This is a genomic window from Kaistia soli DSM 19436, from assembly GCF_900129325.1.
Taxonomy (GTDB): domain Bacteria; phylum Pseudomonadota; class Alphaproteobacteria; order Rhizobiales; family Kaistiaceae; genus Kaistia; species Kaistia soli.
Genome location: NZ_FQUP01000006.1, coordinates 1 through 19,446, shown reverse-complemented (window position 1 = coordinate 19,446; position 19,446 = coordinate 1). Strand labels below are relative to the sequence as shown.

Annotated in this window: 16 protein-coding genes; 4 read left to right on the top strand and 12 right to left on the bottom strand. The window is 61.4% G+C overall.

Annotated elements, in window-relative coordinates:
- Nucleotides 1-34: 34 nt before the first annotated feature.
- From BUB39_RS20710 to BUB39_RS20660, 10 genes are all read right to left on the bottom strand, one after another.
- On the bottom strand, nt 35-688 hold the full coding sequence (locus BUB39_RS20710) for a chemotaxis protein CheC (protein ID WP_073057635.1): 654 nt from the start codon (nt 686-688) through the stop codon (nt 35-37).
- Entirely contained in the window at nt 685-1,065 is a 381-nt protein-coding gene (locus BUB39_RS20705; RefSeq protein WP_342169526.1) for a response regulator, read from the bottom strand. The genes BUB39_RS20710 and BUB39_RS20705 overlap by 4 nt, the downstream gene beginning before the upstream one ends.
- Nucleotides 1,066-1,395: 330 nt before the next feature.
- Nucleotides 1,396-3,333, bottom strand: coding sequence for a chemotaxis protein CheA (locus tag BUB39_RS20695; protein WP_073057630.1), 1,938 nt, complete (start codon nt 3,331-3,333; stop codon nt 1,396-1,398).
- Nucleotides 3,333-4,205, bottom strand: a complete 873-nt coding sequence (locus BUB39_RS20690) for a CheR family methyltransferase (protein ID WP_084527796.1) — start codon at nt 4,203-4,205, stop codon at nt 3,333-3,335. Before BUB39_RS20690 ends, BUB39_RS20695 begins: the two co-directional genes overlap by 1 nt.
- Entirely contained in the window at nt 4,202-5,266 is a 1,065-nt protein-coding gene (gene cheB / locus BUB39_RS20685) for a chemotaxis-specific protein-glutamate methyltransferase CheB (RefSeq protein ID WP_073057628.1), read from the bottom strand. Before cheB ends, BUB39_RS20690 begins: the two co-directional genes overlap by 4 nt.
- On the bottom strand, nt 5,263-6,666 hold the full coding sequence (locus BUB39_RS20680; RefSeq protein ID WP_084527794.1) for a chemotaxis protein CheW: 1,404 nt from the start codon (nt 6,664-6,666) through the stop codon (nt 5,263-5,265). The genes cheB and BUB39_RS20680 overlap by 4 nt, the downstream gene beginning before the upstream one ends.
- 17 nt (nt 6,667-6,683) lie before the next feature.
- Nucleotides 6,684-8,453: a methyl-accepting chemotaxis protein gene (locus BUB39_RS20675; RefSeq protein ID WP_244540335.1), complete on the bottom strand. Its 1,770-nt coding sequence runs from the start codon at nt 8,451-8,453 to the stop codon at nt 6,684-6,686.
- 559 nt (nt 8,454-9,012) lie between these two features.
- Nucleotides 9,013-9,921 carry a formylglycine-generating enzyme family protein gene (locus BUB39_RS20670; RefSeq protein ID WP_073057916.1) on the bottom strand — a complete coding sequence of 303 codons (909 nt, stop codon included), beginning with the start codon at nt 9,919-9,921 and terminating at the stop codon, nt 9,013-9,015.
- 378 nt (nt 9,922-10,299) lie between these two features.
- Nucleotides 10,300-12,759, bottom strand: coding sequence for an arylsulfatase (locus BUB39_RS20665; RefSeq protein ID WP_084527789.1), 2,460 nt, complete (start codon nt 12,757-12,759; stop codon nt 10,300-10,302).
- 89 nt (nt 12,760-12,848) lie between these two features.
- On the bottom strand, nt 12,849-13,232 hold the full coding sequence (locus BUB39_RS20660; protein ID WP_073057619.1) for a hypothetical protein: 384 nt from the start codon (nt 13,230-13,232) through the stop codon (nt 12,849-12,851).
- Nucleotides 13,233-13,638: 406 nt separating this feature from the next.
- Here BUB39_RS20660 and BUB39_RS20655 point away from each other — a divergent pair, with 406 nt between their 5' ends.
- Nucleotides 13,639-14,661: an AraC family transcriptional regulator gene (locus tag BUB39_RS20655; RefSeq protein WP_084527787.1), complete on the top strand. Its 1,023-nt coding sequence runs from the start codon at nt 13,639-13,641 to the stop codon at nt 14,659-14,661.
- Nucleotides 14,662-15,017: 356 nt separating this feature from the next.
- Here the strand turns inward: BUB39_RS20655 and BUB39_RS20650 are convergent, their stop codons facing one another.
- A complete protein-coding gene (locus BUB39_RS20650; RefSeq protein ID WP_084527785.1) occupies nt 15,018-16,508 on the bottom strand; it encodes a GGDEF domain-containing protein in 1,491 nt (496 codons plus the stop codon).
- A gap of 1,045 nt (nt 16,509-17,553) precedes the next feature.
- On the opposite strand from BUB39_RS20650, the gene BUB39_RS20645 reads away from it, so the two are divergent.
- The 3 genes from BUB39_RS20645 (at nt 17,554) to BUB39_RS20635 (ending at nt 18,825) form a co-directional block, all read left to right on the top strand.
- The gene (locus BUB39_RS20645) at nt 17,554-18,237 is read left to right on the top strand and encodes a GGDEF domain-containing protein (RefSeq protein WP_244540334.1); all 684 of its coding nucleotides are present in this window, start codon (nt 17,554-17,556) and stop codon (nt 18,235-18,237) included.
- A 25-nt stretch (nt 18,238-18,262) separates the two neighbouring features.
- Nucleotides 18,263-18,481: a hypothetical protein gene (locus tag BUB39_RS20640; RefSeq protein WP_073057611.1), complete on the top strand. Its 219-nt coding sequence runs from the start codon at nt 18,263-18,265 to the stop codon at nt 18,479-18,481.
- Between the two features lie 74 nt (nt 18,482-18,555).
- A complete protein-coding gene (locus BUB39_RS20635) occupies nt 18,556-18,825 on the top strand; it encodes a hypothetical protein (protein WP_139251561.1) in 270 nt (89 codons plus the stop codon).
- Between the two features lie 57 nt (nt 18,826-18,882).
- Here the strand turns inward: BUB39_RS20635 and BUB39_RS20630 are convergent.
- Nucleotides 18,883-19,446 (bottom strand): Crp/Fnr family transcriptional regulator (locus BUB39_RS20630; protein WP_073057607.1); only part of this gene is annotated, 564 nt, incomplete at its 5' end.

Below are 19,446 nucleotides of genomic sequence, written 5' to 3'. Positions count from 1 at the left end.
TCAGGGAACGGCCTTCATCATTGCAAGCTGTTGGTCAAGCACCCACGGCCCAATTGCTGTCAGCGGTGACGCGGTTGATGAAATCGTCAAGCAGCTCTTTCAACATGTTCAGCGACGGCAAATCCATGATCATGGCGATATAGCCACGGATGTTCCGGTCGCGCACGGCAAAATTGATATATAGGAACAGCACCAAACCGTCAGCATCGGGCTCGAGTCCGACATCGAATAGGACCTTGCCGTCGCCATAAACTACCTTGGGCAGCGACATCTGCAGCGACTGATTGAGCATGTTGGCAATAGTGCCGAGACATCCGTTCAGGATCACATTGCCGGTCTCAGCCAGAGCCTCGTCCTTGAGCGAAGCCACTTCGGCGGCATCCACTTCATCTCCGATAATGGCGCGGACCAATTCAAAACTGTTGTCTTCGGGGAAAATCAGCAGGGCCTTGCCGGAGAAGGCGCCGCCGAATTCCTGCTGGATGGCGACCAAATCGTCGCTTTCACGCTGGCCGATCAGCGCCGCCGCGGCTTGCTGGGTCACTACTTCCACTGTTGGCACCGACAGCAGAACCTGCTTGCCGACCATCTTGCGCAGGCTGGCCGCAGCGCGGCTGACCCCAATGTTGACCAACTCGGTCAGCGCATCACGTTCAAGTTCATCCAGGGTCAGGTTGATCAGTGTCATACGCTGGCCCGGCGCAGACGCAGGGCAGCTCCGCTGAGGAAGCCCTTCATGGTCTCTTCGGTCACCGGCTTGCCAACAAAGGTCGCATTGAGCTCGCGAGCCCGCGCAATGACTTCGTTCTGCACATTAGCGGTAATGATGGCGATCGGCATCTGCGGATAGGCCTCGCGCAGCTCCGCCGCTAGCTCTAGGCCGTCCTTGCCAGGCATATTAAAATCGAGAACGGCCAGGTCGATAGACTGCGCCTTGACGGCCTCCAGCGCTTCATCGGCATTGCGGGCCTCCACCCGCTGCCAATCCGGCTGCAAGGCAGCAATGGTCTTGCCGGCCACGATTCGCGCCAACTTGCTATCGTCCACGAGCAGAACCGTTACCATCAAAAAACTCCGTCAATCTATCGATCCAGCGGATCGCTGCGTCATCTCTAGGCGCACGCTAAGTCAGCGGCAAGTTAAGTCCCCGAGTTGCAGGGACCCGTTCCGTCACAAGAGGCATGATCCGTTGGCGTATGAATGGATCGCTTGGCTCCCCGATGAGGCGCGGCCGCAGCACCATCGCTACTTGCCACAACGCCGTGTGTATCGATCCAGATCCACTGATGTCGACCGGGAAGTCGGGATTGGCTTGCAAAAGGCCCATCAGCGTCTCCGCCTCTTCGACTCCACAATCGCCTCTGATGGCAACTATCTGTCCGTCCAAGACCACGCTCATCCGATCAGTTCCGCAATATCGAGCACCAGCAGCACCTCTCCGTTGGCGAGTACGGTTGTTCCGGCCACGCCCGGCATGCCGGTCAACAGACCGTCCAAGGGTCGCGTAATGGTTTCCATTCTTTCGGCAATGGCATCGACGATGATGCCGACCCGCTGCTCGTTCAAAGTCAGGATGAGCACGGTCATATCGCCCGCGAGGGCTGGCTCGCTCAGCCCGAGCAGGCCCGACAGAGACAGCAGCGGCACGGTTGCGTCGCGCAGGACGAAGGCACGACTGTCACGGATGGGCGTTACGGCATGACGATCGACGCGCACGGTTTCTAGAACTGCCTGCATGGGCACGCCATAGCGTTCGACCCCCACGGATACGATCAGCAACTGCGTCATGGCAAAGCCGACGGGCAGGCGAAGCGCCGTTGTCGTGCCCAGACCAGGGATGCTGCTAAGTTGGACTGTGCCGCCCAGTCGTGTGACATCGCTGCGCACCGCATCGAGGCCGACGCCGCGGCCGGAGAGATCGCTGACAGCAGCCGCGGTGGAAAAGCCGGCTGCAAAAAGCAAATCCAGCACCGCCCGATCATCGAGGCCCTCAGCGCGCTCGGCACTGAGCATGCCCTTGGCAATTGCAGCAGCGCGGATGCGCGCGGGATCGATGCCCCTGCCATCATCGGAGAGGCTGATAATGATATGGTCGCCTTCGGCCGCGACCTTCAGCGCCAGCGTGGCCAGCGCGGACTTCCCGGCGGCCAAGCGGTCTGCCGCGCTCTCGATGCCATGGTCCATGGCATTGCGCACCAGATGCATCAGCGGTTCGAACAACTCATCGACTATGGTCTTGTCAGCCTCGATGCTGTCGACAGCGATCACCAGATCTGTCGGCTTGCCCAGACGGCGCGACAAGTCTCGCACCAGGCGCGGCAACCGGCGAAAGGCCTGATCCAGCGGCACCATGCGCGTCTGCAGCACGCCCCCATAAAGCGCGCCGGCAATGCGATCGAGCGTCTTTTGCGTAGCCGCGAGGTTGCGGGCGATGTCGGCTCCACCCGGCAGGGTGCCGGCCGCTGCCGTCAGCCCGGTCATGCCGTTCTTGGCGATCATCAGTTCGCCCACCAAATCAAGCAGCGCATCGATGCGGGCCGGATCGACGCGCAGGCCGCGCATCGCCTCGGCTCTAGTCTCGTCGGCAGCCGGCTCAACCGGAGACGGGATCATGGCAGTCCCAAGCGGGACGATGTCGACCTGGTCCGGTACCATCCGGAAAATGGTCTCGACATCCGCAAGTGGGGCCGTGCTTAAGGCCTGGAAGACCAAATTGGAGCGGAAAGGGTCAAACCGGGCCTGTGCCGGCCAAGGCTCGCGGGGCTCTATCGACAGATGCACGAGCCCTGGTATGCGCGAGACCAGCGCAATGGGATCATCGCCGCTGAAGAAGCAATCGGCATGCGGCCGATAGTGCACTGCGACCGTGGCCCTGCCGCTGATCTGCGCCGCGAGGGACAGCGCCCAGGCAATCGATGCCGAAGGCTGGGTCTGCACAGCGTCGAAGAGCGCCTGGCTTTCCACGCCCAAATCCGCCTCAAGCCCTGCCGCCTTCTCCAGCCGTTGCGGATTGACCGCACCATGGCTTTCGAGATCATCAACGCAGCGCTCAATCCATTCGAGGATGGCGACGATGGCGTCGACTGATTGAACGTCGAGACCGGCGGAGCCCGACCGGACACTGCCCAGGATATCTTCGGCCTTGTGTAGTGCGGAATTGAGGGCCGGCAGGTCGAAGAGCGCCGTCGAGCCCTTGAGCGTATGGACGGCGCGAAAGGCGCTGTTGAGACGAACTCTGTCGCCGGGTTCGGCTTCGAGGACAAAAAGGTCATCAATGGCCGCCTGCACCAGTTCCCGCGCCTCAAGGATAAACTGGGCCATCAGCTCGTCCATCAGAGCTGCTCGGGGCGTTGATAGACGATCGCGTCAGGAAAGCGGCGGGTGATGAAGTTCGCGGAAATGCGCGACATGGACTCGGAATGGCCGAGACACATATAGCCGCCGGGCAAGAGGCTTTTGAGCAGATTCTCCATGCAGCGCACTCGCGCCGCTCCATCGAAATAGATCAAAAGGTTGCGGCAGAAGATAACGTCGAACCGTCCTTGGCGGGCCACGGACGCCGCATCGGTGATATTGCACGGCGCGAAGGTGACCGATTCGCGCAGGTCATCGATGAGGCGGACGCGGCCGTCCTCGATAGGCTCGAAATAGCGACCGATCAGCTCGGGGGACAGCCGCATCACAGCGCGACGGCCGTATTTCGCCTCGAGCGCTTCAGCGACAATGGCGGTATCGATATCGGAACCGACTATCTCGACATTGTAGGCGTCGACCAGCGCCCAGTTTTCCAGCAGCCAGATCGCGATCGAGTAAGGCTCCTCCCCGCTCGAGCAGGGCACCGACCAGATGCGGATCTTGTCGCCCGGCCGCTTGGATGCCACGATCTCGGGCAGAATAGATCGGCTGAGGCAGGCGAGTTGGTGATCCTCGCGATAGAAATAGGTCTCGTTGATCGTGAAACTATTGATCAGCTGCTCCGCTTCGTCCGCCTCGGCTCGAAGCAGGGCATAGTAATCGGCAAAGGCCGTCAGGTGCCTATGCGCCATACGGTCGGCGATGCGCCGGTCGATATAGTAGCGTTTGGACTCACCAAATTGCATGCCGGTGCGGTCATAAAGGAAATCGCACAGCATGGTGAGATTGGCGCTTGAAAGCGGCGACAGCGCATTGGCGCGAGCCAGCTGGTCCGCCCTGCGGCTAGTCATGCCAGTAGCTCCGTCAGCCGGCGCGGAATATCGTCCATCGGCAATGTATCTACGGCGCCGCCACGATTGACCAGTTCGCCCGGCATGCCCCAGACCACTGCAGTGTCCTTGGCTTCGGCAATAGTATGGCCGCCTGCCGCGCGCAGCTCGGCCATAGCCGCGGCGCCGTCCGAACCCATGCCTGTCAACAAAATGCCGAGCAATTGGGGGGCAGGCAGCTGCTGCATGGCGGTGCGTACCAGCCGGTCGACGCTGGGATGCCAGAGATAGCCGTCATGCATCGGCGCGGCATTGGCGATCAGTTTGCCCGCCCGCTTGCTGATGACCACATCGGTGCCCCCGCGGGCGACATAGACGCACCCGGCAAGCAGCGGGGTGGGGCCGACGACCTCGCTGACGGTCAGCGGCGACAACCTGTCGAGGCGGCGGGCCAATGGCCCGGTAAAGGCCTGCGGCATGTGCTGGGCGATCACGATCGGCCAGCGCAGGTCAGCCGGCAGGGTCGACAGCAGGATATCGAGGGCCGGCGGGCCACCTGTCGAGGTGCCCACGACCACCAGCCCCGAAATACCGGTCATGGGGGCAAATTTTACGGCGGTGGGCGCGACGGGCGCGTTGCCCGCGCGACGGAGCCGCATCCGCTCCGCCAGCCGGCGTGCCCGCGGCAGCTGAACGGCGGCCGCGGCTCTGACCTTCGCGACCAGATCCTCGGTCAGCGCAGCCATATGCAGCGACACGGCCCCGTCCGGTTTAGCAATGAAGTCCACCGCGCCCATTTCGAGGGCCATGAGAGTTTCGTCGGCACCATCAGCGGTCAGGGCTGAGACCATCACCACCGGTACCGGATGCTCCAGCATGATCCGGTCCAGACAAGCCAGCCCATCAAGCTTGGGCATGTTAATGTCGAGGGTCACCACATCGGGGCGGAAACTGGCCACCTGGTCCAGCGCCTCAAGCCCATCCCGAGCCAGGGCGATCTCGAAATCGCCTTCCGCCTTGAAAATCCCGCTCAGCAACTTGCGCATGAGCGCGGAATCTTCGGCGATGAGGATGCGGATCACGCTGTAGACGCCGGGTCTTGCCGAGCGGCGATTTCGGCAATGACGTCTTGCTCGGCGCGGCTGAGCAGTTCTCCGGGGTCGATCAGCAGGATCAGCTGTCCATCCGCCCCGACATTGGCGACGCGGCTGAACACCGCAGACCGCTCGCTGGACAGGGGTGGCGCCACAGCCAGGCTGTCGGCCGCAATCGAAAGGACTTCCGATACCGCATCGACGACGAAGCCCGCCTGCAAACCTCCGACCGCCAAGATGATGACGCGCGGCTGTGTAGCATCCTTAGCGCTAGGAGCATCGAAGCGTTGCCGTTGATCGATGATGGGAACCGGCCGGCCGCGCAGGTTGATGATACCGGCAACAAAGCGCGGACCATTGGGCAGGCGGGTAACCCTGTCGGGCAGGCGGACTACTTCCTGCACTGCGGCGATCGGGAGGCCATAGCGCTCATCACCCAGATCGAACACGACAAACTGTTCCTGCTTCTGGGTCACACTTCGCTCGGCCACGCTATTAGCCTCTTTGCTCTTTGCATCGACCGTGGCCCCAACCGTCTCATTGGCAAACAGCCGCGACACGGAAAGGATTGATACCAGCGGCCGGCCGGCGCCTTGTCTACCGATGGCATCGAGCTCGGCATGCCCGCGCCCGCGCTGCAGGATCGGTGGCACGGCGTCGATCGCCGTTTCATCCAGCCGCATGATTGCTTCAATTGCTGCCACGGCGAATCCAATCTGCGCGCCTTCATGTTCAACGACGAGAACCCGTCTGGCTGAGATATCGTTCCCGTCCAAGGCAAATCCGAGGATCGATGACAGCGAAAGGATGGGCAAGGCGTGATTGCGCACATTGGCCAGACCCAGCACAGCCGCATCGGCCCTTGCGATGCGCGTAATGGTTTCTGGCAGGCGGAGCACTTCAATTACGGCATCGAGCGGAAGGGCGAAGGTTTGCCCATGGACGAGGAAGGCTATCAATATGCGCTGTTCATCCCGGGCCTCATCGCGAGCGGGCGTCACAACCAGCTGCTGCCTGTCGGCGGCGGTGCCAGTCGCTCGACGCCTGAACCCTTTTTCGAGCAACGCGGCGATATCGACCTGGTTGTTGGCCGATGCCGTCTCGGCCAGATCGAGCCCCAATACGGCATCCACCAGAAGGCCCGCCGCCCCGGCTAAGTCCAGCACGACGATACGCTCTTCGCTGCCTTGCGTAGTGCCCATCAACTTCGCCAGCGACACGACCGGCAGCACCGCGCCACGCAGATTACTGACACCCAAAAGGGCCGGCGGCCCATGCGGCACGCGGGTGACGCGGGGGCGGCGCAACACCTCCACAACGTTTTCCCCCGGCAGGGCATAGCTTTGCCCACCCACGACGACTATCAACTGGCGCTGTGCGCTGGCCATGGCCGGCCCCGTGCCGCTCACTCCCCTCTCGTCGCCTGAAGCTCTTGGGACAGCAGCGCGATCTCTTCGATCGCCGCCGCCAGATCCTCGGCGGCGCTCGACTGCTCGCGGGCCGACGATGCAGCCTGGCCGGAGGCGGCGCCGGCTTCCTGCGCGACGGTGGCGATCTGATCGGTGCCGACCAGGATTTCGCGCACCGCGCTCAGCACGGCTTCGGCGCTAGCCAAAATTCCCGCATTGCCCGTGCCTATCGTCTCGCAATCGCGCTGCACCTGATCAAGCCGCTCGACAATTAGCTTGTTGCGCGCCAGTTCGGCGGCAGCCGTCTGCACGGTCATATCGAGATCGCGCCGCGCCGCGCCTATCGTGCTCTGGATCGACCGGACGCCCTCCTTCGCGCTCTCTATGGTCTCCGACGCATTGTCGGCCAGCTTGCGGATATCGCTTGAAACAATAGCGAAGCCCCGCCCTTCGCTGCCAGCCCGCGTTGCCTCGACAGACCCGCTGACCGCCAGCATGCTGGTTTGCACGCCGACGAGAATAATGCGGTCGATGGCGCGCTCTATGCGGCGCGCAATCTCATCGAGCGATCCCAGGGTTGCGATGGCCGCGCGTGTTTTGCCAAGGCCATTTTCGAGCTCGCTACCAATGCCAACGACACTGATGCGATTGCGGGCCAGGCGCTCGGCAATTGCCTGTACCCGTTGAAGGGCATCCTGCGCATTTTGGGTACTCAGGCCCGCACTCGTCTCGATCTGCGCCATGGCCGCGTTGGATTCCTGGGTCGCTGCCGCCTGTTCTTCAGCGCCCCGGCCGATCTGGTCGACTGCAATCAAAATCTCCGCGGCGGCGCTCGACAGCTCCTGCACGGTGGCCGACAATTCTTCGGCAGCTGCACCCATGGCGGCCGACCCACTCGCGGTGTCGGCACTGTCGTTAAGACCCTCGGCGATCTGCGATAGCATCTGTGCCGCCTGCTGGCTCTGCTCCAGGGCGATGCTCTGCTGCTGCACCGCGCGCTGCGCCTCGGCGGCAGCGGCGGCCTGCTCTTCGGCAGCGGCGGCGACATTTTCCGCGCCCTTCTGGACGTCCCGCACGGCCAGATCAGCCTCGACCGCGGCGTTCAGAATGACGCTGCCACCCTCCAGCAATGCCTGGAGATCGCCACGGATCGTCGCCAGATCGGCGAAAATCTCCTGACCAACGCCAGTTTGCGCCCGTGCAGATTGGGCGGCGCCCGCAATGTGCGCAGCGACCTCGGCTACCCCGTCCCCGATCGACTGGGCCAGTTGCTTGATGTCACGAGCGCTGCGCTCCGCTCTCTCGGCCAGTGCACGCACCTCATCGGCGACCACGGCAAAGCCGGCGCCCTTGTCGCCCGCGCGTGCTGCTTCGATGGCAGCGTTGAGAGCCAGAAGATTGGTTTGATCCGACACATCAGCGACAACCAAGGTCGTTTCGCCAATGCTCGCGGCCTGGCTCTGCAGCCGGTTGATAAGCTCCACCGCGGCTAGTTGGCGCGATGCATTGCCCTCTATTACCAGCAGCGAGCCCTCAATTGTTGCCGCCGATTCAATCACGGCTGTGTGCAGCACTTCCGCTTGGCGGCGGGAGGCTTCGGCATCGGTTCGGGCCCCGGCGAACTGCCGTGACAATTCTCCAACCCTGGCCAGCGATTCATGGGCAGCGCCAGCGGCTTCCTCTGCGCCGCTTGCAATCTGCTCAAGTGTTCGCCGCAGTTCTTCGGAGGCGGCGGCGGATTCAGCGATACCGCTGGACAGCTCCATCGAGGCAGCGGCTACTCGTTCGGCCGCTTTGTCTCGCGACACTGGCGCACGAGGCTTGGCCGGCGGCCGCGGCGCCTCGGGCGTCCGTGTGGCGGATGGAGCGGCCGCATTGTCGGCCTTTCGCCGGGCCAGTGCAGTCGTTTTAACAAGGGCCATACGCTATCCCGTCCGGTCGGATTCATTTCACCCAATGGAGATATCATCCAGCAAGCCGTCGGCATACAGCGTGTCCCTCGGCAGAGCCCAATGATATGCTCAGAACATCGGTCCCTCATAGAACGTCGCTTGGGTGGGCCGGTGGCCAGCTCACCACTATCCAAGGCTGCAACTCGGAGTTTAGTGTCGGCTGACTTCCACCGGACACCAAAAGCAGCCAGTCCGCTTCCAGCCCCGTTTCAGCCTTGGGCCTTTCGTTCCCTCAACGAACGTTCCTAGTTCAAACTTGCCGCTCGACCCACCGATGACGGGCCTCATAGAGCGCAACCGCATCGGCACCACCCGGAAATTGAAGCCGATCAGTCGTGCATGGACAGCATCCCAGATGGCCTCAGCATATCTCTCATCTGCGAATACATCTGAACCCGACATGGCTGGTCGAGGTATCCACAGGTTCGGCGTGGCGTGCGGCCGGCCGGTAGCGGCGGCAGTAATTGGGCGCACAGAGATGCGAGCCGCCTTTCAAGACTTTTCGAGGAATGAGGATGCGGGGATGCGCTGGGTCGTAGCTTGCTTCGACAGGCCCTCCGCGCGGATTTTCAGGCACGCAGCAAGCTTTGGGAGCATCGTCGGTGTGGCGGGTCGACCACCAGTCGCTCGTCCATTCCCAGACATTGCCAATCATGTCGTAGAGACCAAAGCCATTGGGTGGGAACGACCGGACCGGGGAGGTCCTCTCGAAGCCGTCAGTCTTTAAATTCTGGTTCGGAAACTGGCCCTGCCAGGTGTTGGCCATTTCGCGACCATCAGGATTGAGCTCGTCCCCCCAGGCATATTCGGCGCCGTCAAGGCCGCCCCGCGCCGCGAATTCCCACTCCGCCTCGGTAGGCAGTTCTTTGCCTGCCCATTTGGCAAAGGCCTCGGCGTCGGCGAATGCGACATGGACCACTGGATGGTCGTCCAGGCCCTTGATCGACGAGCCTGGCCCATAAGGTCGACGCCAGTTGGCGCGGAACCGAAAATCCCACCATTTCGACCAGTCATGCGTATCGACTGGATATTCCGGTGGCTGAAAAACCATCGAGCCGGCCTTCAGCATATGTGGCAGAGCACCCGGGTAGTCTTTGGGGTTTGGCGCGATCTCGGCAAAGGTCACATGACCCGTTGCCTCGACAAAGGTCCGGAACTGGGCATTGGTGACGGGCGTCACGTCGATTTCGAAACTGTCGACGGTGACCCGGTGTGCGGGCTTCTCTTCGGCATAGTGGCGGTCGGAGCCCATGCGGAAGGTGCCGCCGCGGATCTGCTGCATGGGAATGTCGGCTGGAGCCGTCTGGGCCGGTGCGGTGCGGTGAAACCTGGTAATGCTGCCCATATGCTGCTCCTGCGGTTTGAGGGACTGGCTCCGCTGAAGCAAGAACGAAGTTTTCAGCGCCTTGGGCCGAGCATCGGGGAGTACGCCCCATCGTGTTTCGGCACTCTGAATTTCCGGTCAGATCAAGGAATGGACCGCTATCTAGCTTTTACCAGTGCCGCCTGACGGTGGCCAGATCAGTAAAGACTGGAACTTGTAGACCATCTTCGCTGTGAGCCGGTTGGTGGTAGGCTCCTGCGAAAGCGTCAGGTGGGCCTCATCTGCCGGGTACCCGTTGCGGGCACCCGGCAGTTCGTTTTGGGACTAGACCGCAGCTCAGTCCTTAGCCTTGGCAGCCGCGTCCATTGCCTTGAGCTGATCGGCCGAGAGTAACTGGCTCGGGCCGAGCTTGATCGTCAGCTTGTCGATCTTGCCGGTGAAGTCGAACGGCAGCGTGTAGTCCGCCGCGTTTAGTTCCGTCCGCAGGTCGGTGCCGACATCGAAGGTCTCGTCGGCGACTTCGAGGAAGGCGATCGAATTATCCTGCTTCCCAGTGGCGACCACCTTGCCGTCGACCGAGAGGGTGCCGGAGCCGCCCTTGGCGATGCCGGGACCGTCATAGGTGTAGTCGAAGACGATCGTATGCTTGCCAGCGGTGAGGGCGTCAGCATCGGCCCAGCGGTACTGCTTCAGCGTCAGCATGTTGTAGCCGAACACCGGCTTGCCCTTGAGCAGGTACAGGCCCCAGCCGCCCCAGCGCCCGCCAAGCGTGGAGATCACGCCGTCGGCGTTTTCAGGCACGTCGATGTCAGCGGTGACCGTATAGGATCGGCCGATGAAATTGGGCGCGTTGGCGGTGGCGATGCCTGGATTGACGCCGGTGTAAGTGAACTCAGTGCGGCCCGCCGTGGTGCTCGGGCGAGGCTCGACCGCGCGCGCGAATGAGCGGTTGTCGAGCGGCAGCACATTGTATTTCGCTGCCTCCTGGTCCCAGAGCGCCTGCATCTCCTTGAGCTTGTCAGGCATCTTGGCAGCGAGGTCGTTCGCCTGAGAATAATCGTCCTTGAGGTTGTAGAGCTCCCACTTGTAGTCGGTCGGCGCGGGAAGGGGCGCGTTCAGGATCCACGGCCCATGCGGCGGTGTGGTGTTGGCATACCAACCGTCGTGATAGATGCCGCGGTTGGCGATCATCTCGAAATACTGGGTCGTGTGCTTGGTCGGAGCATCGGCATTAGCCTTGTCGAAGGTATACGCCATGCTGGTGCCTTCTATGGGCTTCTGCTTGACCCCATCAACGAGCGTAGGCGCCTTGATGCCAGTCGCCTCGAGGATCGTCGGCACGATATCGATGACGTGCGCGAACTGGTTGCGGATGCCGCCGACATCCTTGATGTGGCCGGGCCACGAGATGGCGAGACCCTGACGCGTGCCGCCGAAATGCGAGGCGATCTGCTTGGTCCATTTGAACGGCGTATCGAATGCCCACGACCAGCCCACCGCCATATGCGGATAGGTCGCCGCTGAACCCCAGAGATCGTAGAACTTCATCTGGTCGGCAATCGGAATGTCGAGAATGCCGTTATAGGCCGTCCACTGGTTCGGCGTGCCGACCAGCGTGCCCTCCGGGCTCGTGCCGTTGTCGCCGACGATGTAGATGATCAGCGTGTTGTCGAGCTCACCCATGTCTTCCACCTGCTGGATGACGCGGCCGATCTCATGGTCGGTGTAGGCGGCATAGCCGGCGAAGACCTCCGCCTGGCGCGCGAACAGCTTCTTCTCGTCCGCTGATAGCGTGTCCCATTTCGGCAGGCTATCCGGCCAGGGTGTCAACTGCGTATTGGCAGGAATGACGCCGAGCTTCTTCTGGTTGGCGAAGATCTCCTCGCGCATGGCGTTCCAGCCCATGTCGAACTTGCCATGGAACTTGTCGATCCATTCCTGCGTCGGCTGGTGCGGGGAATGCGTGCCGCCGGGCGCGTAATAGACAAACCAGGGCGAGTCAGGTGCTGCGGCCTTCAGGCCCTGCATATAGCCGATCGCCTTGTCGGCCATGTCGGTGGTCAGGTTGTAGCCAGGTTTGTTGATCCAAGGGAAAACCTGGCGGTTGTTCTCGAAAAGGTACGGGGTCCATTGGTCGGTCTCGCCGCCCATGAAGCCGTAGAAGTAGTCGAAGCCCATCCCAGATGGCCATTGGTCGAAGGGGCCGGCGACGCTGTACTGGAAGTCAGGCGTGTTGTGGTTCTTGCCGAACCACGAGGTTGCATAGCCATTGTCCTTCAGGATCCGGCCGATCGTCGCGTCTTCGGGCCCGATGATGCTGTCATAGCCGGGAAAGCCGGTCGAAAGCTCCGTGATGACGCCGAAGCCGCCGGAATGGTGATTGCGGCCGGTGATCAATGCGGCGCGCGTCGGCGAGCACAGCGCGGTCGAGTTGAACTCGGTATAGCGCAGGCCGGCATTGGCGATCCGGTCAAGTGCGGGCGTCGGGACGACGCCGCCGAAAGTGCCGCTGACGCCGTAGCCCTGATCGTCGGTCATGATCAGCAGAATGTTAGGGGCACCCTTGGGCGGAACGATACGCGGCGCCCACCAGACCTTCGAGCCTTCCAGCGTCTCCTTGATGACGCCGCCAAAAGGTGGCGTCGGAGCTGGAATGCTGTTGCCGGGAATGGTCGTGGTAGCGCTGGGCTGCCCGAGCACGCCAGTGACCTGTTGCGCGAAGACGGGAGCGGCAGACATCGCAAGGGCTATCAATCCCCCTGCGAGAATGCCCGCCTTTTTCAAACTGCTTTTCATTGTGTCCTCCCCGTGGGGCGTGATTGTTGATATCAACCCATACGTCCTAACCGCGGACCCCATTGGGTCCGAACAGCCCGACATTCCCGTCAGACAAACGGCCGTCTTTCCGCCTCTGGTCGGTAAAAGTAGCTTGCTGCCGCCAGTAAAAGAGCCAAGACCGCGTGAACGGCGACGGCTGGCCAGAACAGAATGCCGGCGGGGATGTTCAACACGCCAATAACGCCGAGATATACGGCCAGCATCGCATTAAGCGCCAACATAGCTGCCAGTGTTGGCGGCCGATCGCGGAGCAGCGATCTCGGCGCACAGGCCACGCTCAACGATAGCAGGGCGATTCCGGCGATCCGGGCGAAGGCGACGCCAAGGTCGGCGACTTCAATCCCGAAGATCAGCCGCGACACCAAGTCCGGGAGCAACACCAGGCCCAGCCCGGTTAGCAGTTCGAGAGCCCCTGCAATGCGGATGAACAATGTGCCGATGACAAAACTCCGGGACAGAACATTTGAATATGTCTCAGAATGCGTGATCTCACGCCACTAGTTCATCAGACGAAGTCTACGAGGCAGAACCATGATCGGCTCGGTGTGAGAAGCCTCGACTAATGCGCACGCAAATAATTCTGCGCCCGTCGGGGTTATGACGATCGAGACCACGACCATGTCAGGTCCGCCAGTCCGAAGCCGGACATAGTCGCCAACCTTAAGCCCGCTCGCCACAGAACATATCAACCCCCGCCAACTCATTGACCCCATGAAGAGGTTGCTCCTCCGACGACGGGACGGGCAGCGACAGGATGCAGCCAAACGTTTCGAACTGTCGGTAGCTTCGATATAACAGGCGTTCGCACAGCCTGCTTACGAATCGAGGACAAGAGTGATGAAATCCTTGAGTCCAGACGCACCGCAAAGAGTCGGTCCGGTTGCGGGGCTCGCAGCGCTGATGGCGGAGCTCGGATCCGACCCCGATGCAGCATGCAGGTCCGTCGGGATTTGTGTCGACGATCTCGATCCTGATAATCGGCTGCCGTTCGCCTTGATCGTGCAGTTGCTCGACCGGTCCGCGCAACTTGCGGGATGTCCGCATCTCGGCCTGCTGTTGGGAATGAGATATGATCACCGATCTCTCGGGGTCGTCGGCGCCCTGATGTCACATGCGCCGACACTTAGCGTAGCGCTTGACGACTTCGTCGGCTCGCAAATCTCGAACTCACGCGGCGCGGTTGTTTATCTGCACCGCTTGGGGACTGACTACGCGCTCGGTTACGGAATTTATGACAGGCAACTGCCAGGTGCTTCGCAGATCTATGATCTCGGCCTGGCTATCGGCTGCAATCTGGTCCGGACACTGACCAATGGAAGGTTTTGGCCCACTGAAGTGCTCATTGGGCATTCGCCATCTGACGACATCCGACCTTATGCCGAGTTCTTCAAGGTGCCCATCCGTTTCAACCAGAACCAGAGCTGCGTCATTATCTCCGGCGAAGCCCTCACTGCCAAGGTTGAGGACGCTGACACCGGCGAGCGGCGGCGTATTCTGGATCAGGTGCGAGAACTCATGCGGCTGGAACTCGGCGGCTGGGCGGCCCGAGTGAGGCACAGGATCCGACCAGCCCTGCTCGAAGGACTCCCGTCAATGCCGTCGATCGCGGATCAACTCGGCCTCCATCCCAAGGCGCTCGCGCGCCTCTTGTCCCGGGAGGGCACGACCTTCCGGTCTTTGCTCGCGGATGTGCGCGGCGTGACCGCGCGAGAACTACTCGCAACAACGGATCTTCCTATCGGTGACATCGCGGCTGCTTTGGCCTACGCCAACCATGGTGCATTCGTGCATGCATTCCGCCAATGGACTGGGGTGTCGCCCTCCACATGGCGACAAGCGACCATGGCAATCTCGCGTTAGTTTCGCTCTTCGCCACTCAACGCAGTCGTGATGGACAAGCTCTAGCTTGATGGCGCGCCTCATAGTGAAGTGGCGACGTCACCCCCGCCACCGTGCTTACGCTACCTGGACGGTCTGACTAGAAGCCGAATATTTGTCGCGTGGAACAATCGGACAACTCGGCGGATCTCGGACGATCTGGAAGCGGGCGGCGCTCTGATGGTCGCGCTCATGCAGCTGGCCATCACGCTGGACGCTTTCACGTGCGGGATCTTGTCCGATTTTCCAGTCTGGCAAGCGCCGTTCATTGGCGGGTGAGGGGATGCCGTCAATCTGGAGGAAGTGCGGTAATGTCTACCATCCCGGACACTTGGTAACTAGGCAGGCTGGTGAACCTGGACACGGTCGCGGCCGTTCTGCTTGGCGAGGTATAGGGCAGCATCGGCCGCTGCAAGCAATGCTGTAGCGGATCCTGCGGCTCCGCCAAGGGTTGCCGCAACCCCGGCGCTCAGTGTCACAGCGCGAATACCGCCGTGATCCGACAGCGATCTTGCCTCAAGGTCCGACCGAATTCGCTCTGCAACAAAGGCGGCACCTTCCGCCGTGGTGTCAGCGAGAACCATTGCGAATTCCTCCCCGCCGATGCGAGCCGGAAGGTCACCCGGTCTTCGCGCGGCCTCGTCCAGAACGCCCGCAACCAGTTTGAGCATCTCGTCGCCGATAGCGTGACCATGTTTGTCATTAAGCCCCTTAAAGTTATCCGCATCGAACAGGATCACCGCCAGGTCGGTACGGGTTCGCGCCGCACGACGCCACTCCCTGTGAAGACTCATCTCAAACTGCCGCCGGTTAGGGAGGCCCGTCAGGAAGTCGGTTCTCGCCTGCCTCTCCAGCTCGCTCTGAGCAGCCGCCCGAAGACGGGATTCCCGCAAGAGCAGAAGGGCGGCGAAAACGAGCGCGGAGCTGATAGCGAGGGCTAAACCTCCGATGAGGAGTGACTGGCGTCGCCAGTTTCCATAGAGCGAGTCGGTTGCGATACCCGCTGAAACGATAAGTCTGGTCCCCTCGACCTTGTCGAATGTGATCAGGCGCTCCACGCCGTCCAGCGACGATCGCGAGACGAAGCTGCCATGTCCCAGTAGTTGCATTCGCTGGAAGTTGGCATTGCGGGTGAGGTCGACCCCGGCGTCACCATTGTCCGCAAGTGCCGGCTTGCGCGCGATGATACGGCCATTACCAGAGACGACGGCGACGGAGTCGGTCGAATCCATGGGTATCGGCTGCAGGATGCCTCGGATGGCTGCCAAGTCTATTACCAGCGCTGTGACCCCGCCAAACTTCCCATCGGCTAGCGCCATACGCCTGCTGAGCACAATCATCTGGCGGCCGCTATTGTCAGCCTCCGGATCGCTGATGAGCAGGCCAATGGCCGCGCTTGCCTGATGCGCCCTGAAGAAGGGAAGTTTTGCATAATCGACGTCCGCGCTGGCGCTTTGCTTGGCCAGGACTTGCCCCCCGGACCCTATAATGGTGATCGAGTCGATGCCTGAATCGCTATTCTGGATGTTGCTCAGGAGACGCGCCCAAACCTCGTTGTCCAGCATGCGCAGTGTGGGATCCGAAAAGTTCGCGATGATCAGCCGCAGCGCTGCGTCATAGCTCTCGAACCGGGCACGCAACTGCGCTTCAACGCTGGCAACCCTTGCGCGGCCAGTCAGCAATGCATGGGCCTCAACTTCTTCGCGGTACTGCCAGAGCGACATTGCAATGGCAGCAAGCACCGTAAACGCCGCGACCGTGCTGCCAATGACCAATTCTGCGCCGGATCGACGGGGTCTGCCCCACCATGATCGGATGCGTTCGAGCATCACAAGTTTCGGAACAATGTCGTGGTCTCCCACTATCCAGTGTCGTTGCCGGCACCAGGCTCACACGATTTCGCCAGCTCCAGCGATCGCTGACCACAGCGGGAGGGGTACCCTTCACCAGAGCTGGGACGATCGCGATACGGTGCTTCGCACCATCTATTGTGCATGGCAATATAGGATGGCGAGGCGACCTTGAGCCTATGAATTCCTGCCGAAGTCGGTCAAGCGGAAGGTGATTGCTAAAAGCTGGCAGACCAGGTGTCGCCGAGCCCTAAGAGAGGGTCGACCGATAAGCGCCCATCCAGCGAGATGACAGCCCCATAAGCGGGCGGAGGCAACTAGAAGACGACATCGGCTTTTGCCGGGCGCTATCCAAATATTCTCGCTATCACCTTAGCGAGGCCGTACGGCACCCAAATGGGCAACATCCGATAAGGGTGACCATGCGGCAATCGATAGCCGTGACGCCGTGCTTGGCGGGCCTCATGCTTGGCGCGGCGGCGGGACGGTGAAGGTTCGTGAAACGCCATGTCGATGCTGCCTTGAACCATGCGGGCGGTCCTCAGCTTGTGGGCAAGCCTCGGACTGCGAGATCGATTGTGGGAATTCCTCTCGCCCAGCACGACACGGATGTCGCGCCGCACCCATTGTTGCAATGCACCATATGGCCAAAGGTTTCTGTGAAACATCCAGCTTCTGCCACATTGCTGACCTCGGCAAACCGCTCCCGCAGCCACTGGTCGCTCTGGATACTGACGAGCCAATGAGATCCAGGTGAGCCGCCTATGCCCTGCTCATTCTTGATGGCGTTGGCGCCCGCAATTCGTTCATGACGATGGCACTCCTCCTGGTGCTCTCCTCGATTCGCTTTCGTGAAAGGCACCGGCTCAGATACTATTGAGCCGTGGGGTCGGAGTGTCGCCGATGGTCGCTCAGCGATCGAAGGACCAGCATGCTTGAACCTCAAAGGGGATCTCACTTTTCGCGAACCGGCCGGGGCCGCGTTTTTCTTGTGACGATCCTCGGTACCTTGGGTTGCGTTGTCGTGGCCCTCTTCGTCGATTCATTCAATTTCCCCAATCTCGATGCCGCCGGACTCGCCCGAGCCATCACAGTCGATGTCTTACTGCCGATATTTCTGGCGGTTCCGATGCTGTTTCTGTTGATGAGCAAGTTGCGCGAGCTAGCGATTGCCAATGAAAAACTTGCCGCCATTGCATCCACCGACAGTCTCACCAGCGTTTTGACGCGCGGCGCCTTCACCGTCCTGGTCGATGCCTATCTCGCCAAGTTCCAGCACGATGCCGATCGCATGAGGGGCGCGTTTCTGGTCGTCGACGCAGATGACTTCAAGCGGATCAATGATCTGTTCGGGCATAGCTCCGGCGACGAAGCCCTGCGCCTGATTGCGTCGATCATTCGTGAAAGCCTGCGACCCGAAGATCTCGTCGGACGGGTGGGGGGCGACGAGTTCACCGTCTTCCTGCCTGGCTTGAGCCCCAGCCAGGCCATCGCCATTGCTGAGCGGATGCGGCAGACGATTCACGCCGCAGAAGTTCGCTTTCTCGACGAGCGTCGGCGCCTGTCGATCAGCATCGGCGGCACGACGTTTGCTCATTCGACCAGCTTCGACGTTCTGTTCAACGCGGCCGACGAGCGCCTGTATCTTGCGAAGTCGCGCGGCCGCAACCGTATCGAGATCGAGCCTCTGTTGGTAGCCGCGATGTGAACGCTCGTCCGGGCGGGCGGCCGAAATGACAATTGCAGAAACGGAGAATTCACACGACCGGCGCGGTGCTGGGTCCCGCCAGCGGTTCTCACCTTTCTTTGCGGGGCACCCGGCCGCCACCGTTTTACAAGCCCCGATCGCCGAACTGATCCGGTTCACCGCGCATCATGCATTTGAGCTCGTAGCCGAGATCGACGCAGCGCTGGCCGAGGCCCGCGGCGGAGCGCTGCTGGACCAGTTTTAGGCGTCGACGCGACGTTGCCCCGGGTGTGACGAGCTTAACGTGGATCAAGCACCCGGTTCGTTCACAGGGATAGAGTGGCGGCACTCGACTACAGCAATGCCTGCAGCAGTGGCTGGAAGATTCCGCCAGGGGGAGACGTCATGCAACGCCCCGAATTCTCCGACCTCGTCCAGCGCTTGGTCGAGGCGTCGATATCTCTGGAGAACATGTCGCAAGACGAGATCGCAGGACTGTTTGCCAAAGCAGCCGACACGATTGCCGACCTGCGCGCTGATGCCGAAATTCGATTGTCCACATTCGTCCGGCGGCCCAATGGCGACGGTGCGGCCTCCACGGAGGCGTGACAGCCTGACAGGGCAATATTGATCCGGGCCGCAGCAGCCCGCGTTCTTGACATCCGCTTAGTTCGCCCGCCTCAGCCGCCGATGTAGGTAATTCTCATCAAAACCGGCGATCTGCACCAGTTTGACGGGGTTCTCGATATGCAGGCTGCCGCGCTGGAAAGACATCGCACCCGTAACCCGCAGCTCCTTCAGGATCCGGTTGAGGTGAACCGCCGTCATGCCCAGTGAGTCCGCAATCAGCAACTGGGACAAGGGCATCGTCAGCGTCGGTTCGGATATCAGACCAATATTGCGCGCCCGGAGGTAAAGTTCGCACATCAAATGTGCCACCCGCTCCAGGCTCGTGCGACGACCCATGCTGGTAATCCAGGCCCGCATCGTGCCTTCGTCGACGAGCTGGGACACATACATCGCCTTGGCCACCTGATGGTGACTGTCCAGGATCGCATCCATATCGGCGCGCTCGATCGTGGCCACCAGGGCCGGGCCGATTGTCTGGATGCTGTGATCCATCTCCGCCAGCAAGGCGACATGCAGGTCACATGAGTCACCCGGCATCATGAATGCAAGGACTTGCCGCGTTCCGCTTGGCAGAATCTTGTAGCGGCACCCCCAACCCTC

Excerpts from the sequence above, each read along its gene's own strand:
- BUB39_RS20650 (WP_084527785.1), bottom strand. The coding sequence starts at position 16,508 with ATGCTCGAACGCATCCGATCATGGTGGGGCAGACCCCGTCGATCCGGC.
- BUB39_RS20655 (WP_084527787.1), top strand. The coding sequence starts at position 13,639 with ATGAAATCCTTGAGTCCAGACGCACCGCAAAGAGTCGGTCCGGTTGCG.
- BUB39_RS20665 (WP_084527789.1), bottom strand. The coding sequence starts at position 12,759 with ATGAAAAGCAGTTTGAAAAAGGCGGGCATTCTCGCAGGGGGATTGATA.
- BUB39_RS20675 (WP_244540335.1), bottom strand. The coding sequence starts at position 8,453 with ATGGAGCTGTCCAGCGGTATCGCTGAATCCGCCGCCGCCTCCGAAGAA.
- BUB39_RS20695 (WP_073057630.1), bottom strand. The coding sequence starts at position 3,333 with ATGGACGAGCTGATGGCCCAGTTTATCCTTGAGGCGCGGGAACTGGTG.
- BUB39_RS20670 (WP_073057916.1), bottom strand. The coding sequence starts at position 9,921 with ATGCAGCAGATCCGCGGCGGCACCTTCCGCATGGGCTCCGACCGCCAC.
- BUB39_RS20690 (WP_084527796.1), bottom strand. The coding sequence starts at position 4,205 with ATGACTAGCCGCAGGGCGGACCAGCTGGCTCGCGCCAATGCGCTGTCG.
- BUB39_RS20710 (WP_073057635.1), bottom strand. The coding sequence starts at position 688 with ATGACACTGATCAACCTGACCCTGGATGAACTTGAACGTGATGCGCTG.
- BUB39_RS20680 (WP_084527794.1), bottom strand. The coding sequence starts at position 6,666 with ATGGCCAGCGCACAGCGCCAGTTGATAGTCGTCGTGGGTGGGCAAAGC.
- BUB39_RS20705 (WP_342169526.1), bottom strand. The coding sequence starts at position 1,065 with ATGGTAACGGTTCTGCTCGTGGACGATAGCAAGTTGGCGCGAATCGTG.
- BUB39_RS20640 (WP_073057611.1), top strand. The coding sequence starts at position 18,263 with ATGACAATTGCAGAAACGGAGAATTCACACGACCGGCGCGGTGCTGGG.